Annotated in this window: 13 protein-coding genes and 2 rRNA genes (1 of these 15 cut by a window edge); 3 read left to right on the top strand and 12 right to left on the bottom strand. The window is 38.3% G+C overall.

Annotation, left to right across the window (positions count from 1 at the left end; translation table 11 throughout):
* Together J1899_RS05830 and J1899_RS05825 are read right to left on the bottom strand one after the other, a co-directional pair.
* A 23S ribosomal RNA gene (locus J1899_RS05830) occupies window positions 1–637 on the bottom strand; it reaches 2,297 nt to the left of the window's first position.
* Window positions 638–1,040: 403 nt separating this feature from the next.
* Window positions 1,041–2,590 (bottom strand): 16S ribosomal RNA (locus J1899_RS05825).
* Together the 16S and 23S rRNA genes form the textbook arrangement of a ribosomal RNA operon.
* 666 nt (window positions 2,591–3,256) lie before the next feature.
* On the opposite strand from J1899_RS05825, the gene J1899_RS05820 reads away from it, so the two are divergent.
* Window positions 3,257–3,676: a DUF3139 domain-containing protein gene (locus J1899_RS05820; protein ID WP_214478027.1), complete on the top strand. Its 420-nt coding sequence runs from the start codon at window positions 3,257–3,259 to the stop codon at window positions 3,674–3,676.
* 167 nt (window positions 3,677–3,843) lie between these two features.
* The gene (locus tag J1899_RS05815) at window positions 3,844–4,374 is read left to right on the top strand and encodes an MEDS domain-containing protein (RefSeq protein ID WP_214478026.1); all 531 of its coding nucleotides are present in this window, start codon (window positions 3,844–3,846) and stop codon (window positions 4,372–4,374) included.
* Window positions 4,375–5,009: 635 nt separating this feature from the next.
* On the opposite strand, the gene J1899_RS05810 is transcribed toward J1899_RS05815, so the two are convergent.
* Window positions 5,010–5,243: a hypothetical protein gene (locus tag J1899_RS05810; protein WP_066448601.1), complete on the bottom strand. Its 234-nt coding sequence runs from the start codon at window positions 5,241–5,243 to the stop codon at window positions 5,010–5,012.
* A gap of 121 nt (window positions 5,244–5,364) precedes the next feature.
* Window positions 5,365–5,895: a PadR family transcriptional regulator gene (locus J1899_RS05805; protein ID WP_214478025.1), complete on the bottom strand. Its 531-nt coding sequence runs from the start codon at window positions 5,893–5,895 to the stop codon at window positions 5,365–5,367.
* A 398-nt stretch (window positions 5,896–6,293) separates the two neighbouring features.
* Here J1899_RS05805 and J1899_RS05800 point away from each other — a divergent pair, with 398 nt between their 5' ends.
* Window positions 6,294–6,962, top strand: coding sequence for an alpha/beta fold hydrolase (locus J1899_RS05800; protein ID WP_214478024.1), 669 nt, complete (start codon window positions 6,294–6,296; stop codon window positions 6,960–6,962).
* A gap of 200 nt (window positions 6,963–7,162) precedes the next feature.
* Here the strand turns inward: J1899_RS05800 and J1899_RS05795 are convergent, their stop codons facing one another.
* The 8 genes from J1899_RS05795 to J1899_RS05760 all read right to left on the bottom strand — a co-directional run bounded on the left by J1899_RS05795 (window position 7,163) and on the right by J1899_RS05760 (window position 17,457).
* Window positions 7,163–7,459, bottom strand: coding sequence for a hypothetical protein (locus tag J1899_RS05795; protein ID WP_246586595.1), 297 nt, complete (start codon window positions 7,457–7,459; stop codon window positions 7,163–7,165).
* 475 nt (window positions 7,460–7,934) lie between these two features.
* Entirely contained in the window at window positions 7,935–10,322 is a 2,388-nt protein-coding gene (locus J1899_RS05790; RefSeq protein WP_214478022.1) for a glycoside hydrolase family 31 protein, read from the bottom strand.
* A gap of 48 nt (window positions 10,323–10,370) precedes the next feature.
* Window positions 10,371–11,213 carry a sugar ABC transporter permease gene (locus J1899_RS05785; RefSeq protein WP_151574999.1) on the bottom strand — a complete coding sequence of 281 codons (843 nt, stop codon included), beginning with the start codon at window positions 11,211–11,213 and terminating at the stop codon, window positions 10,371–10,373.
* Complete coding sequence (locus tag J1899_RS05780; RefSeq protein WP_214478021.1) at window positions 11,213–12,496, bottom strand: carbohydrate ABC transporter permease; 1,284 nt, start codon at window positions 12,494–12,496, stop codon at window positions 11,213–11,215. Before J1899_RS05780 ends, J1899_RS05785 begins: the two co-directional genes overlap by 1 nt.
* Window positions 12,497–12,596: 100 nt before the next feature.
* On the bottom strand, window positions 12,597–13,859 hold the full coding sequence (locus J1899_RS05775; RefSeq protein ID WP_246586594.1) for a sugar ABC transporter substrate-binding protein: 1,263 nt from the start codon (window positions 13,857–13,859) through the stop codon (window positions 12,597–12,599).
* A gap of 164 nt (window positions 13,860–14,023) precedes the next feature.
* On the bottom strand, window positions 14,024–15,052 hold the full coding sequence (locus J1899_RS05770; protein WP_214478020.1) for a LacI family DNA-binding transcriptional regulator: 1,029 nt from the start codon (window positions 15,050–15,052) through the stop codon (window positions 14,024–14,026).
* 1,257 nt (window positions 15,053–16,309) lie between these two features.
* On the bottom strand, window positions 16,310–16,705 hold the full coding sequence (locus J1899_RS05765; protein ID WP_214478019.1) for a CBO0543 family protein: 396 nt from the start codon (window positions 16,703–16,705) through the stop codon (window positions 16,310–16,312).
* A 155-nt stretch (window positions 16,706–16,860) separates the two neighbouring features.
* Window positions 16,861–17,457 (bottom strand): hypothetical protein, encoded by a 597-nt coding sequence (locus J1899_RS05760; protein WP_214478018.1) that lies wholly within the window; start codon window positions 17,455–17,457, stop codon window positions 16,861–16,863.
* Window positions 17,458–17,569: the final 112 nt, after the last annotated feature.

Genomic DNA, 17,569 nt, shown 5'->3' with positions numbered 1-17,569 from the left:
ATCGTAACTCGCCGGTTCATTCTACAAAAGGCACGCCATCACCCGTAAATGGGCTCTGACTACTTGTAGGCACACGGTTTCAGGAACTATTTCACTCCCCTTCCGGGGTGCTTTTCACCTTTCCCTCACGGTACTGGTTCACTATCGGTCACTAGGGAGTATTTAGCCTTGGGAGATGGTCCTCCCTGCTTCCGACGGGATTTCTCGTGTCCCGCCGTACTCAGGATCCACTCTGGAGGGAACGAAGTTTCAACTACAGGGCTTTTACCTTCTCTGGCCGGCCTTTCCAGACCTGTTCACTTACCTCGCTCCTTTGTAACTCCGTGTAGAGTGTCCTACAACCCCAAGAGGCAAGCCTCTTGGTTTGGGCTAATCCCGTTTCGCTCGCCGCTACTCAGGGAATCGCGTTTGCTTTCTCTTCCTCCGGGTACTTAGATGTTTCAGTTCCCCGGGTCTGCCTTCAATACCCTATGTATTCAGGTAAAGATATCATCCCATTACGGATGATGGGTTCCCCCATTCGGAAATCTCCGGATCAAAGCTTACTTACAGCTCCCCGAAGCATATCGGTGTTAGTACCGTCCTTCATCGGCTCCTAGTGCCAAGGCATTCACCGTGCGCCCTTTCTAACTTAACCAGTGTTCGGAAATTGATAAGCTACACATCTCTTCGTCATCTCACTCGTCAAGGTCCTCACGTACCAACTACGTACGTTCCGGCCTTTCCTCACTTGATTCCTCGACCTGTTTGCTTCTCGCTTTCCTCACGGTTGGTAAAAAGATAAGTGTGAATACACATACTTTTTACGCTCGCGGTTATTGTTCTTGTGTTAGAAGAACTTACTTTATTTCAATGATGTCTTGTCATTTCATTATCTAGTTTTCAAGGAACAATGCCACTTATTTCAATCATATTAGGAGTGAACTTCGCAGCTATTCATCATGCTGTCTTTCGACAACTGATATTTGAGAGATTATTCTCTCAAAACTAAACAAGCAGAAACGTCATTTTAATGAAGATAAACTTCATTTCATCCTTAGAAAGGAGGTGATCCAGCCGCACCTTCCGATACGGCTACCTTGTTACGACTTCACCCCAATCATCTGTCCCACCTTAGGCGGCTGGCTCCAAAAGGTTACCCCACCGACTTCGGGTGTTACAAACTCTCGTGGTGTGACGGGCGGTGTGTACAAGGCCCGGGAACGTATTCACCGCGGCATGCTGATCCGCGATTACTAGCGATTCCGGCTTCATGCAGGCGAGTTGCAGCCTGCAATCCGAACTGAGAATGGTTTTATGGGATTGGCTAAACCTCGCGGTCTTGCAGCCCTTTGTACCATCCATTGTAGCACGTGTGTAGCCCAGGTCATAAGGGGCATGATGATTTGACGTCATCCCCACCTTCCTCCGGTTTGTCACCGGCAGTCACCTTAGAGTGCCCAACTGAATGCTGGCAACTAAGATCAAGGGTTGCGCTCGTTGCGGGACTTAACCCAACATCTCACGACACGAGCTGACGACAACCATGCACCACCTGTCACTCTGTCCCCCGAAGGGGAACGTCCTATCTCTAGGAGTGTCAGAGGATGTCAAGACCTGGTAAGGTTCTTCGCGTTGCTTCGAATTAAACCACATGCTCCACCGCTTGTGCGGGCCCCCGTCAATTCCTTTGAGTTTCAGCCTTGCGGCCGTACTCCCCAGGCGGAGTGCTTAATGCGTTTGCTGCAGCACTAAAGGGCGGAAACCCTCTAACACTTAGCACTCATCGTTTACGGCGTGGACTACCAGGGTATCTAATCCTGTTCGCTCCCCACGCTTTCGCGCCTCAGCGTCAGTTACAGACCAGAGAGTCGCCTTCGCCACTGGTGTTCCTCCACATCTCTACGCATTTCACCGCTACACGTGGAATTCCACTCTCCTCTTCTGCACTCAAGTCCCCCAGTTTCCAATGACCCTCCACGGTTGAGCCGTGGGCTTTCACATCAGACTTAAAGGACCGCCTGCGCGCGCTTTACGCCCAATAATTCCGGACAACGCTTGCCACCTACGTATTACCGCGGCTGCTGGCACGTAGTTAGCCGTGGCTTTCTGGTTAGGTACCGTCAAGGTACCGGCAGTTACTCCGGTACTTGTTCTTCCCTAACAACAGAGTTTTACGATCCGAAAACCTTCATCACTCACGCGGCGTTGCTCCGTCAGACTTTCGTCCATTGCGGAAGATTCCCTACTGCTGCCTCCCGTAGGAGTCTGGGCCGTGTCTCAGTCCCAGTGTGGCCGATCACCCTCTCAGGTCGGCTACGCATCGTTGCCTTGGTGAGCCGTTACCTCACCAACTAGCTAATGCGCCGCGGGCCCATCTGTAAGTGATAGCGTAAACCATCTTTCAGCTTAAGGACATGAGTCCAAAAGCATTATCCGGTATTAGCTCCGGTTTCCCGAAGTTATCCCAGTCTTACAGGCAGGTTGCCCACGTGTTACTCACCCGTCCGCCGCTGACTTCAGGGAGCAAGCTCCCATCTGTCCGCTCGACTTGCATGTATTAGGCACGCCGCCAGCGTTCGTCCTGAGCCAGGATCAAACTCTCCAAGAAAGAGTTGATTAGCTCTTGTGTACATAATGTACATTGTTGATTCCGAAGAATCTTTTTTAAAACGTTGACGTTCTGCTTTGTTTAGTTTTCAAAGAACAATTAGTGTCTGTAAATAAATGATATAACATAATTTCGTTTTTGTCAACTTCTGCGAAAATTTATAAGAAAGAAAAATTCACTCGACTTCCGAAGTGACAATTACTATATTACTATAACACTTCGTAGAAGTCAATAACTTTTTTTGAAGTAATTTATATAATATGATGATTCTCCGGATGAGAATAAAATCAATTATAATCAACCACTTCGTCTCTGTCAACTTCTATGAAATATTTTTAGAATAAAAAATGTCGTTAGCAAATAACTTGTTTGCATCGACTTTTAGTATATTAACATTATTATTTTATATAAGTCAATAAAAAATTAATACCCTCACTTTAAACCTTTTACCAACACTTGAAACCTTGTTCCTTGTTATCCTCTTCATTTATTAACCATTCATGAAACAGTTTGTCCCTAGGATCAAATATGTATCTCTCAACATTAGATTATTAAATACTAGCCAACGTATCATAAAAGGAAATAATTCCCACGCTAATCAATATACCTAAAATGTAAACAATAGTGTAGAATTACACTATGATGAAAATATAAGAGGTGATTAATATGTTGAAATATTTATTCTGGATATTAATAGCAGCATGCTTTGCTCTGGTGTTATCCCCTTTGGTCGTTATATATTTATTAAACAATGGAAATCCGATTCATGAATACTTAACAGACAAATATATTCCCCCATATTTAGAGGAACAAGGTTATTCAAATGATGAATTAGCGACTGCACACTTTGTGGAACCAAAACATACGATCAACAAAGATTTCTATCATGGTCATTATATGGTTGAATTCAAAGATGAACCGGGCTTTACATATTATTATGGTGTGACCAAAAAAGGAAAAGAAGTGAAGCAATTTTGTGAGAGGGATTGGGTTTATTCAACACAAAAACCCATTAGTTATTATGATAAGAAAAATAAATCCAAACACTTGGAAAATGATTGTGTAAACAGTTTGGATAATAAATAGTCTGAATAAGAAGTTCATCAACCATTTATCTGAGTTTCTTCTTATACAAGTGGTTTCTGCTGTATCTAAGATAAGACTACTCATTCCAAATTCTCTATCCCCCATTTCAACTGTATGGTAAAGTTATTTAATAGCTATATCTATATCTAATTCAATGAGGTGCACACGTGGGGAGTACACATATAGTAGAAGTTAATCAAATTCGGAATCTTACCAAGGGACATGTCTTATATTTCTATGAAAGCCAAGATCAGTATATTGTCTTTGTGACTGACTTTATTACTTCAGGATTAGAAAGGGATGAATATTGTATCATTGTGGAAAATGATCGCAATATTTCTTTGATAAAAACTAGACTCACAGCATTAATGAGTAGTAGTCAGCTAGAAAAAGTGATTTTTGTTAATAATTATGATTTCTACTATGCCAGCGGAGATTTTCAGATAAATTCTGTATTTGATTTTCTTCCAAACGTCATTGAAGATTCCTCTGAACTTGATTTAGTTATTCGAAGCTGGGCGCATGTGGAATGGCGGGATGAGCACGAAGTCAGTAAACTGCTGGATTCTGAACATGAGGCAGAGGAAATTGTGGCGGAAACAAAACTTCTTTCGGTTTGTGCATACGATTCAGAAAGAGTTAGCAAAGGATTTAAAGACGGGCTGATTGCCTGCCATAACTTCCTACTGAAAGAGTAAAGAAGGTTTTTAGGAACAGCTTTCCCTTGATTCAAAAAGGAATTGCTTCTATTCTGATTGATTACAAAGGTTAAGATATCATCCTGCCCCATTACCTTTAATGGTAAATACTCTTCATTTAAAAAGGAAAAAGCTGCGAAATTTAGCAGCTTTTTTTATTTTTATTACTAGTTATTTTAAAATAAACAGGTCTATATCTGACCTTTCAAGTAATAACCTTTCTTCTCTCTTTTGCTACAGCCATCAACATATAAATACTAAATAACAAGATTATTGAAATCATGATTGGCAAACCGTATGAGGCATTGAGTGAAAACAGACTATTACTAACAAAATTAAAAAGGACAAGCGTAATCATGAATCCAAAATATATACTCTTTCTCTTTGAGTCTGCATGACCAGCCTTATTATATCCAATATACGTTAATGACAGCCAAATGAAAAAAGGAATAGAAAATACCGCTAAAATAATAAAGACAACCAAATTTGTTCACCTCTCTATGTATATCAATCGGATAGCCCTCAATTTATTATACGTTTTTATGAAGTGAAAGTTTCACTCTGCAGAACCTCTTTAACTTCTCTAGTGAACAGCCGTTTACAGCTGCTTCGTGATCCATAAATGCAAACGAAAGTTATGAGCAGCACATAACAGCCTTTTCCATCTCTTTTTCATTTAATAATATATCCCCATTGTCATCAACAATAAATTCAACGTTTGAACTTGTCAGTCTATCTAGTGCTGAATCGATACTTGCTTGTGTTGAAGTTGATGCATCAATCCATACAGAATAATTGTTATCATCCTGCTGAGAACAGCCAGCTGATAATACACTAATGACGGTAAATAGAATGAGTATTTTTTTCATCGTGCGACCTCCACTACTATAGTCAACAACCCCAAAATATTGATTAACGAATATCAAACACATAAAAGAAATGAGCTTTCCTGCCGATAGAAAGCCCTTTTTCCTGAAAATCGATGATTCCTTACGCTTTATCCTGAATCATTTGTTTTGCCCACTTGCACCATTCCAGATACATTTCCGAATATCTGATTCCGTATTCGACTGTTAAGATCGTGCCTATGTCTGAGTCTCCCTGACTGTGAAAGTGTTCTTTCCACTCTTTTGTCTTAGCTAAAATACTGTGTTCTCTCTCTATTACCTCATCTAGCAATTGGTTAATTTCTTCCTCCGATAAAATAGGGAAAATTGTTGTCTTAATTAAAAATTCATCTTTGATCTTTGCCGGTTTTAAAGGTTCTTCAATCGCCCAGCGGATTAAGTCTTTCTTTCCTTGATCTGTTAAAGAATATACTTTTTTATTTGGCGAAGTACCTTGAATGACTAATTGGTGAGTGATTAGATCTTCCTCTTCCATCTTATGCAATTCTTTATAAATTTGACTATGAGTCGAACTCCAAAAATAAATCATCTTTTGCTTAAAAATAGTCACCACATCATAACCAGTGACTGGTTTTTTAGAGATTATTCCTAACAAAGCATAACGTATGCTCATACTAGATCCATTCCTTACTATTTTGTCAATATTGAAATTATAGCATATTTACTTGACCATATTCATAATCCTTAGTTATTATAACTATAGTTTCATATGTCTAAAATGACATATGAAATAAAGATGTCTTACTTTTGCATGTTCGCACCGTCATGTGATAATACCTCACGATTTTTAACCCTTACATGGGTAATCCCTGCAGCAAACGAAAGCTACATCATTAGAAAAACAAAGGAAAGGATTATTATTCCTGTGTTCGTGGACTGGCAACCGATCTTAAGCCAACTCAATTTGGAATAATTCGGTACAATACAATGAAAAAAATACTCAAGAGCAAAAAGTTAATCATCATAGTTTCTACTATTTGTATATTGTTCATTTTGGGCTTGTCTGCCTTTTTGATATGGTCTCAAGATACGTATGAGGCAATTGATGCTAATCAAATCGCAGTAGAGGAAGTCAGAGATTTAGAGGATGGCTGGTATCTCAATACCGTTGAAAATGCTGAGAAAGGCATTATCTTTTATCCTGGCGCCAAAGTTGAGCCTGAAGCATATGCCTTTTTAGCTCAAGAATTATCTAAGCAAAACATTTCAGTAGCTATACCCTCCGTTAGATTAAATTTGCCGATATTTGATGTTGCGAAGGCAGATGAAATACTAGATCAGAATGACAGCACTGAATGGTATATCGCCGGGCATTCAATGGGAGGCGCTGCAGCAGCGATGTATGCAGATCAAAACTTAGATCGGATTCATGGACTGATATTACTTGGCGCATATGCAGCCGGAAACGATTTTTTACATGAGTCCAACTTGCCCGTTTTATCTATAAGCGGGTCAGAGGATGGCTTAAGCACGCCAGAAAAAATAAAAGATAATAGCCCCCACTTGCCAGCAGAGACTACATTTTTTGAAATTGAAGGCGGAAACCATGCTTACTTCGGTGTATATGGCAGCCAATCTGGTGACAACGAAGCTCAATTAACTGTAAAAGAACAACAAGAAGCGATCATTGAATCCATTGTGAATTGGCTTGAAAGTGATGAAGTTACTAGCCAAGATTGAAAGATCAAAATAGGGGTTTAATTTCGATAAATTGATCAACATAATTTTATATATTTTAATAGAAAAAACCGCATTTTCACACAAAATGCGGTTTTTTCTATCATACAAGCAAGTTGGCACTGGCTTCACAAAACTATCATTAAATTAGATTTGAGAATCCATATTATTTCTTAAAGTTAGCATTAGTTTCAGGGGAAATCCTAATTCGCTATTCCCATAAAAAACTCCCGAATATCCTCAGGTAATTCTTCTACAGCAAGTACTTTTAATTTTTCAGTTCCTGGAGAAGTCATAATGATATAAGATGTATTGTGATACTCAAAAAGTGAGAATTGCCCGACCCTTATGGCAGTATTATTTTGAATATTTTCAAAATCCTCTTCAGCAAAATTTTCTTCATACCCCTCTAAGATTAGGTTTTGAATTTCCTCATAGCTGTCTGAGAAAGTCAATTCCTGATACAATTCAATTGTGTTTTTAGGTTTATAAAAATACATATAATACAGTAAACCAACTGTAACGAGAGCAAATATAGAGTAAATTACCCAGGTATTAATCTTTCTTTCCCTTGTAGTCATGACATCATTTGACTGAAAATATATAGTTGATAAAACCCTGGCGCTCCCAAAGCAAGGAATAGAGTAAGAACGGCAAAGAGCTTTGATTGTTTTGTCAGTCGGTCATCACCCTTTTTGAGGTGCTCAAAGTATGAAAGGGTGAAGTAAAGACATGCAGTAAACATAATTGCCGAGAATACCCCTAACCAAATTCCAATTGACCCTAACGCTAATTGATCCAAAGTAAACACTTCCTTTCAGAATACCTAAATAATTCCTAATTTTACCTTTCGTTATTTTACCATTTTTTTCATAACTCTGTCTCTTTAGTTAAAAAGAAAAAATATGAGGGCAAAGTATTATGTTCAAAATCACACCTAATAAAAAGAGGAGCTATCATAGCCCCTCTTTTTACTCAAAACATTAAGTCCTGTTTTCCAGCCAAAATTTTATATCTGTTGCTGCCTAAAGATTCAACTGTTCCTTGCTCTTTGCCGTTAAGTGATATAACAGCTTCATCACTTATTCCGTGCACAATAAAGTAAACTTTCTCCCAGTCCGGATCATATTTGTCTTGTACAACGGATGTTGTAATTTCCACTCTATTATTCTTAAATTCGGTTTCAAAGGTACATTCAAAATAGGATCCTTCTTCATACTTAAATGACTTTCCATCATCTTCGTAGTAGGTGAAAGAGTATGACTGGCCATCTGCTGGATAAATATGAACATTTAGCTCACTTTCTTTTGTTTCTGTTGAGCTTTTTACTGTCCCATGTGTTAGAATTGCACCTTCCTTTACAAAAATCGGCAGTGTAGACAGGTCCGCTTCAACGAGATGGTGTTTTCCGCCTTCTAGCTTTTCCTCTGTCCAATAATTTACCCAGCTGCCTTCAGGTAAATAAACGACCCTATGATACGTATCTGGTGTAAGGATTGGGGCAACGATCATATCAGAACCAATCATGAATTGATCTGACAAATTAAATGTATTTTTATCAGTCGGATATTCCAATACAAGCGGTCTCATTACCGGCACACCTGTAACACTAGCATCCTTGAATAAAGTATATAGATATGGAAGCCATACATATCTTTCCTGAATATACTTTCTAATTACCTTTTCGTACTCTTCACCAAACGACCAAGGCTCTTGAGAAATCGTGCTTTGTTCACTATGGTTTCTAAAGTATGGAGTGAATGTTCCAAACTGTGTCCAGCGAGTCAGTAATTGACCATTTGAATCATGTGCAAATCCTCCAACATCCGGCCCGCAGAATGGTACACCTGACATCCCTAAGTTCATACACATCGGAATGGCCATTTGCAAATGCTCCCAAAAGCTGCGATTATCCCCCGTCCATACCGATGCATAGCGCTGAACACCCGCATACCCAGCTCGAGTTAATAAGAAAGGACGGTTTCCATCAAGCTGCCGCTTCATCCCTTCATATGTTGACTCTTCCATAAGAAGACCATAAACATTATGCAGCTCTCGATGTGTTTTAGGATCGCCATCATTTTCGTGGATTACTCTGACATCCATTGTTTTGGTTTCATTAAAGACGGCTGGCTCATTCATATCATTCCAGATACCTTCGATTCCCATTTCGGTATAAAATTCATATTTGTCGCCCCACCATTTTCGAACCTCACTGCTTGTAAAGTCAGGAAATGCGCTGTTTCCCGGCCATACAGGTCCAAAATAAATATTTCCTTCAATATATTTACAGAAGTAATCATTTCTTACGCCTTCTTGATAAATGTAGTATTCAGGGTCTTCTTTTACCCCTGGATCTACAATCGGCACCACTTGAATTCCTGCATCCTTCAGCTCCTGAATTAATTGTTTGGGATTAGGAAATCTGTCTTCATCAAATGTAAATACCCGATAGCCATCCATGTAATGAATGTCTAGATATACAGCATCTAACGGAATGTCTTTTTCCTTAAAGGCAGCGACCAATTCCCTTACCTCTTGCTCAGACTTATAGCTATAACGGGATTGATGGTAACCTAATGACCATTTTGGTGGAAGCGGCATTCTTCCCGTAATGTCTGTGTATTGTTCCAGAACATCCTTTGGAGAAGGTCCAGCGAATACGTAATAATCCAATTGACCAGCTTCAGCTGAAAATGAATACATATCTGCCGATGATTTCATGTCAAAAACCGTCTTCGATGTATTATCAAAGAAAATTCCATAGGCACTTCCGTTTCGAATACTCATAAAATAAGGAATTGATTGATACAGAGCATCGATTTCAGGGTTATGTGGCGCATAAACATCACTGTTCCACATCGTCATCTTTTCGCCGCGTTTATCAAGGAAGCTTGTTTTTTCACCAAATCCATAAAAATGATCATCTTGATCCATTTTCTTATAGCAAATCACTTCTTGATTACTGGAATAGCCCATTCCTTCTTTCGCATCGCTGACAATTAACTGACCTTCTAAATCATGGATTGAAATGAAAACAGGTGCTTTACTGATTACCAGTTTTATCTTTTGAGAGGTTATCGTAATTTCATCCTTGCCTTCATTAATCGTGTATATAATTTCTTCCGGTTCCTTTATTACTGCTATGCTAGTTTTTTGATTTGGTATTCTTTTAGGGTTCATGATCAACCGGACAATATCATCCCGATAAAATTGAATGGAAACATAACCATTCTCACACTGAAGCTCAACTGAGTTATTTTCTTTGGATTTATAGGAAACAAGTGCACCTATATTTTTATAATCTGTATTCATTACTTTTTTTTCATTTTCAGGCAGTATTGCAAAACTAGTATCTTGCATTTTGTGACCTCCTTGCTGTTTTTAAAAAATATATACAAGCTGATAAGATTAACCTTTTGTTGCTCCGGATGTTAATCCGCTAATTAAATAACGCTGAAGCATAAGGAAAACGAGCGCAATCGGGATCGCAATTAAGATAGATCCGGCAGCAAACCTTGTAAAGTTATTGGCAAACTGTGCATTTACAAAGTTATAAAGCCCTAATGCCAAAGTGAAGTTCTCCGGGCTGCGCAAAATAATTCTAGGTAAGATGAAGTCCATAAATGGAGCCATGAAATTGAATAAAGCGACAACTGCAAGAATTGGTTTTGCCAGCGGAAGCATAATCGTAAATAAAATTCTAAAATGACCGGCTCCATCCATTTTGGCGGATTCATCCAACTCTCTTGGGATTGTATCGAAATAGCCTTTTACTAGAAAAGCATTCATGGGAATGGACCCGCCAATATAAACCAGGATTAATCCCCACAGAGTGTCCAGCAAACCAACTAGATTCAATAATATATAGATCGCTACCATTGCCATTAAGACAGGAAACATTTGAAGTAATAGAAAAGTATAAATTCCATACTTTCTGCCAAAGAAGCGATATCTTGAAAATGCATAAGCAACTAATGAAACAAAAATCGTGGATCCAATAGAAGTCGCCGTTGCGACAATAAGCGTATTTTTATACCAAATTAAATAATCACTATCCGGATTTGTAAATAACCAGATATAATGCTTAAAAGACCAGTTATCAGGGATGATGTCTGCACCATATAAACTCGATCCTGGATTGAGGGATAGTCCAAATGTCCAAAGCAGGGGATATAGAATGATAATAAACATGACCAGTAAAAACCCATAAATACCGGTCAATTCTAAGCCGTTTTTTAGTTTGTGATTCATTACATTTCTCCCCCTTCTTTAAATGTCGATGTTTTTCTAAATTGGAAAAACGCAAATATCGCGACGATTAGACCGAGTATTAAGGAGATGGCTGCTGCAATACTGAATTGACTTGATTGAAATGTCAGATCGTATACCCAGGAAATGAGAATATCCGTTCCTCCAGCATTTTGCCCCTGTACGGCAGGTCCACCCTGATTAAACAAGTAAATTAAATTAAAATTATTAAAGTTTCCTGCATATTGCATGATCAACAATGGGGCAGTTGCAAACATTAAATGCGGAAATGTAATGAACCTGAATTTTTGCATACGGCTGGCACCATCCATATCTGCCGCCTCATACCATTCACTTGAAATACTTTGAAGAACACCAGTAAATAGAGCAAATACAAATGGAAAGCCGAGCCAGGTTTGAATACCGATTAAAGCAATACGAGTCCAGAAAGGATCGCTCAGCCACGGAATACCATCGCCGAATAGAGGCATGATAATATCTCTATTGATAGCACCAAAATTATCATTAAATAGCGCTGTAAAGATTAGAATCGTTACAAAGCCCGGTACTGCCCACGGTAAAATCAGTACGGTTCGGATTAATCTTTTCATTTTTACTCTTGGGTCATTAACGATAACAGCAAGGAACATAGCTAATGCAATCTGGATGGTTGTTGCTACAAATGTCCAGATGAGCGTCCATGATAAAACCGAGAGAAAGGTACTTCTCCACATTGGGATCGTAACTAATGCTGTGAAATTATCAAAAGCCACCCAATCTAATAGATTCTTTGGCGGCGAATTCATCAGCGTATAATTTGTAAACGCCAGAAACGCCATAAATAATAATGGGAAAATAACGATAAATACTAATAAAAACAAACCTGGACCTACTAGTAAATATGGAAAAGATGAATCCCATGCATTTAAAAATGATTCTTTGATCGAAGTGATAGCTGAACCATCCTGTATTTTCTTTGCGTCTCTGCGCGCATCAAAAAGGTTAGCAACATAGAAGGTCAATCCAAAGCTTGTTAAAATTAACGCGATAATCCCCTGACTTAATAACAGCCTCGAATCATCAACTGCTGGAATTTCACCTAATGTAAACAGTCCCCAATACCCTATGTTTAAGATGTCATAAAAGACGATTAAAAAGGCTGCTGAAAGTATAAGGAATATTGTCCCCTTGATAAAACGTTTATTATATAATTGTCCAAGGCCTGGTATGATGGACAGCAAGGTGGCTATTTTCACGCTATGTGATCGAGTTTGACCAGATGCCATTTCGCACCCCTCCCTTTTCTCTTTTAAAAGCATGATCTATAACCATAGAATGGGCTTAAATGTTATCCATTGTCTTGGATAACATTTAAGCGATAATGGATTATTTATAGTTAAGTTGAATATCTTGATTGATCTGTTCTTCAGCGCTCTCTAAACTTCCCTTAACATCCTCTTCTTGTGTAATAAAGGTTAACGCGTCTGCCATTGGATCCCAAACAGCTGATAGTGCTGGAACTGGCGGGAATGGGTTTGCATTTTCTAATTGTGTTGCAAAACCATTCAACAGTGGATCGTTTTGGAATTCTTCACTGCTTAAAATAGCTGAGTTTGCTGGCATTTCACCCGTACTATCAAAATAAGTCTTTAATGAAGCTTCGTTAGTTAAATAGATTGCTAAGTCAGTAGCTGCATCTGGATACTCTGAGTATGCAGATAGCATCCACCCTTTCGTCCCTAAGAAAGTAACTGGGTGCTCTCCGTTTTCAAGTTTCGGAATAGGAGCCGTTCCAAGTTTATCTCCTAAGGCTTCCTTGTGCTCAGCTAAAGCCCAAGGACCATTGATAATAGCACCGACTTTACCATCATTAAATAATCCGCCTACAACATCCATTGTGATTCCAGTTGGGATGTATCCGCTTTCAAACCACCCCTGAATTAATTCTCCACCTTTTACTGCGCTCTCACTTGCCAATCCAAGCTCATCTACATTAAATACATCGCCATCTTTTCCAAAGATTTCTGCACCGTAACCCGCCATGAATGGGAAAGAGAAATAGAAATCTGTTGCAGGATAAAGGAAACCAAATTCATCATTTGCTGCATCTGTTAAATTAGCTGCAATATTTTCGATGTCTGCCATCGTTTCTGGTGCCTCTTGAACAAGATCCTTATTGTAATATAGAGCCAGTGATTCTACGACAGCCGGTAAGCCATAAATTTCACCTTCATAACTTAATGCCTCTACCGAACCTTCAGAATACGTATCAAGAACTTCTTGATCCACAGTCATCGGCTGAACTAATCCTTTTACTGATAAGCTTCCAATTCCAGGCTGGAAGAACAAGTCTGGACCATTACCTGAAGGACCATCAAGTGACATGGCTTCTTCTTGTTCGTCCATTGCAAATGGAAGAACTTCTACATTAATTCCTGTCTCTTCTGTGTATCCTGCTACAATTTCTTCTATATCAGGTGCTTGATCAACAGGTGCCCAAATCAATAAACTCTCAGGGTTATCTGCTTCAGTATTATTTTCGTTTTGATCTTCTTCTTGATCTTCACTTGTGTTGGTTCGATCAGGTCCACAGGCTGCTAAAAATAAAATCAGTAATATTGATATTAATGCAAGAAAACGTTTCTTCACTTCTATTCCCCCTTATAATTAGTTGAAATGTGAAACAATGATTGTGCTATAAAACGCTTGCGCTTTTACTTTTTACCTACCACCTCCTTTATTGGTTAACCGGTTAAATTATAGTTCAATAACAAAGTGCTACTTTTATAAATAGCACTTTTTAGATGAAGTTTTTATAAGCTTCGTGTTGATTCTCTTACAATAAGTTCAACCGGCATTTCAATTGTTTTTTGTTCAGAGTTAAGTGATTCTATTGCATTAACCAGCTGATCAGCTGCTAATTTCCCTTTTTCAAAGATGTCTTGTCTGATTGTGGTTAAACTCGGTGTGATGTATTTACAAATACTCAGATCATCAAATCCAACTATTGAATAATCCGCAGGAACTTGCTTACCTTCTTGCTGGATCGCTTTGATCATTCCAATTGCCAGAACATCAGACACGGTTACAATTCCTGTTATTTCTTGGTTCGAGCTTAGAAGTTCTTGGCCTACCTTAGCTCCATCTTCAAACGTAATATCAAGTGTTTCAAAGATTAAATCCTTGCTTGGCTGAATTCCAGCTTCCTTTAAAGCCTGTTCAAACCCTTGATATCGTTTTCTGTCTACTGGACTCATTAAAAGATTCGTTGCAACAAAAGCAATATTTCTATGGCCTAATTCTATTAAATGCTTTGCAGCTAAATATCCCCCATATTTATCGTTTACTTTTACATTATTAAATAGATTCGTATAATCTTCGTATGTATCAATAAGAGCAATAGGGATATTTATGCTTTTCAATTCATTATAAAGGCTCTCAGGAAACATCCCTAAAATAATCAGGCCATCGATATTTCTTTTCATAATCCAATTCTTGCATTCATCAAGATCTCCAACACCTGTAATCATTGTGTCAAATTTCCGATTCCGTGCTACAAGCTCCACGCCGCTAACAAATTCATTATAATAAAGGTTGTTCTTAAAGACCGATGCAGGTGAATCTTCTATAATCGGCAGCATGATTCCAATTAAATTTGACTTCTTCTTCGATAAACTAACAGCGGTGAAGTCTGGATAATAATTTAATTGTTCAATTGCTTCAAGTACCACTGTCTTCGTTTTATCCGAAACTTTCTTCACGTCATTCAATACATATGAAACGGTTGCTGGAGATACTCCTGCTTGCTTCGCTACGTCTCTTATCGTAGGTTTTTTGTTCATCTTCGACCTCCGGTTAACCGATTAACTTATTACTAACAATGTAATCCTTAGCTGTTGGAATGTCAATAGAAAATTGTAAGGGTTTTCAGATTGATTTGATTGTTTGGCGGTTGGGGCGCGCATTTAGTGGGTAGTGGGCTTGGGCTGTGGGATATGGGGACAGGTTCCTTGACCCACTTGTTGCAGTTTTCACACCTCGGTTTTTCTTTTTTAGGATTATAGAAGTGTGTTTCTGTCCTTTTCATCCCTCTATTTTCCTTTTTCTGGATTACAGAGGTATGTTTCTGCCCTTTTCATCCCTCCATTTACCTTTTTCTGGATTATAGAGGTGCGTTTCTGTCCTTTTCATCCCTCTATTTCCCTTTTTCTGGATTATAGAGGTGTGTTTCTGTCCTTTTCATCCCTCTGTTTTCCTTTTTCTGGACTATAGAGGTGTGTTTCTGTCCTTTTCATCCCTCCATTTCCCTTTTTCTGGATTATAGAGGTGCGTTTCTGTCCTTTTCATCCCTTCGTTTTCCTTTTTCTGGATTACAGAGGTGTGTTTCTGCCCTTTCCATACCTCCATTTCCCTTTTTCTGGATTATAGAGGTATGTTTCTGTCGCTTCATCCCTCCATTTACCTTTTTGGATTCCACAGGCTGTTTCTGCCACTCCACACCTTCATCTTTCTTTTCTAGAGCAAAGATGATATTACCACCCCTTTTCTCCATCCACTTACTACACTATAAGATTAACAAAATATAAAACGGAGACTGCCATACTTCCCATAGCTTTCGTTTCAAACGGTTTGTTCAAACTTAATTTTCCTCAGCATAAAATTCCTAACACACCGTAAACACATTGTTTATCTACGGGAAGACACGCCATATAAGCATGTTCGTTTTGATAAAAATGGCAGGATTGATTATCGTAATATGTATTATTTAGAGGAATCATTTTAATTTAGTTTTATTGACTTTACCTAAAGTTAAAATCCTCTTTCGTTGATTTGATTTTAAGAGGATTCTTACTATGGTAATATGAAAAATCATTAAAAACAGCCCAGTATAGCAATCGTTATCAAACACATATGTAATGTCCAAAGAGACAGCATTAATTATAGCGGTTTAATGGCTGAACTGTAAGCCAATCTATGAGCTATAAGGTAAATGACAAAGAAAAATGGAAAAGAAATAACCGAATTCCACCCTGGATACTTAAAGTAGCCTAACCATAGAAATAAAGGTTCAGCTAAAAAAGCAGTCATTCCTGCAAATATTAATCCTTTAATATAAGGGCTTGCTTTAGGTTTGATTTGTAAAAAAACATAATTGTAACTGGCATCAGTGCAAAATCCCATGCAATATAATCTGGGATTAAGGGAATTAATTTATTATAGTACCTCCAAAGGCCAAGAGTAACGCCAACATAATCCAGCCATGATGAAATAAGCATTGCCCACAGCCCGCCTAGTAATAAACGTGCTGAACTGTCTTTATTCCTAAAAATAAACCAGACAACCCATGGCAGAACAGTTAAAACCAATGTTGTCAGCCAGCCAAAAGAGAATAGAATTTCCTCCATCCAAATTTCAGTTAATGCAGAATGAGCATCATCAATTGATTCATATTGTTCATTTATTAATTCCTTAGTATGTTTAGAAGGACTTATCATGCTGTGGACTCCTTATTTTTTCCTTATCATTCCCCTTTCGATATTTTTTACGATCATATATTTCAAATGCGCATCATTGCATCTCATATGGAACACCAGCAGAAATCCGCGCAACTCCATTTTTTTTTTAACCTCTATTAAGCAAAACCTTCAGATCATTTCTCATTAACCACATAATCATAATCAATTTCCAAATAATATGTTGCCTTACTTAGAGCGTCATAAAAGAAAGGAACAAACTCTAAATCTTTAAAAACATAAACTTCTATTTGTTTATCATTATTACGATATGCTTCGAATATACGATGGTTTCCATTGATACAATAAGGTTTATTTTGAGTTAAATAACGACTCTGAAGTACCATGACTGGATTTTTATGATTGGGTTTTATCCGGTTTGGATCTTTATTTAGGTTACCTTGATCAACAGCAACTATTATGTCCGACGGATTGAATTGTACTGGCTTTATTTCTTTTTCTTTTATAAGTAAAGAAGCTCCATCAATGTCAAAAGCATATTCAAATACACCTGTTGGAAACTCAGCATATAGTGAAAATGTTTCCTGTCCAATCGGATGAATGACAGGGTAAGTTTCACTATTTAGTGATTGATTTAAAAATTCCGTCCACTTTTTTGCCAGCTTAGCTCCTCGATCAGATTTTTTCTCCATCTCTTCAATTCGGGAAATAAAGTGTTTTCTTGGGCTAAAATATTGGGATTCTGTTTCATATATATGAATCTTACTCTTCATTTTACAGGTACCCCCTTAACTGCTGTTTGCTCACTTTTCTGCTTCATTAGGCTGCTCCTTACGTTTAACAGGAAAAATGGAATTATCAATATAACCTCCATTTTCCACCCTT

Origin of the sequence: Cytobacillus gottheilii, assembly GCF_018582665.1 — a bacterium.
In the GTDB taxonomy this organism is placed as follows: Bacteria; Bacillota; Bacilli; order Bacillales; family Cytobacillaceae; genus Cytobacillus; species Cytobacillus gottheilii.
This window is presented reverse-complemented; position numbering and strand designations above follow the sequence as displayed.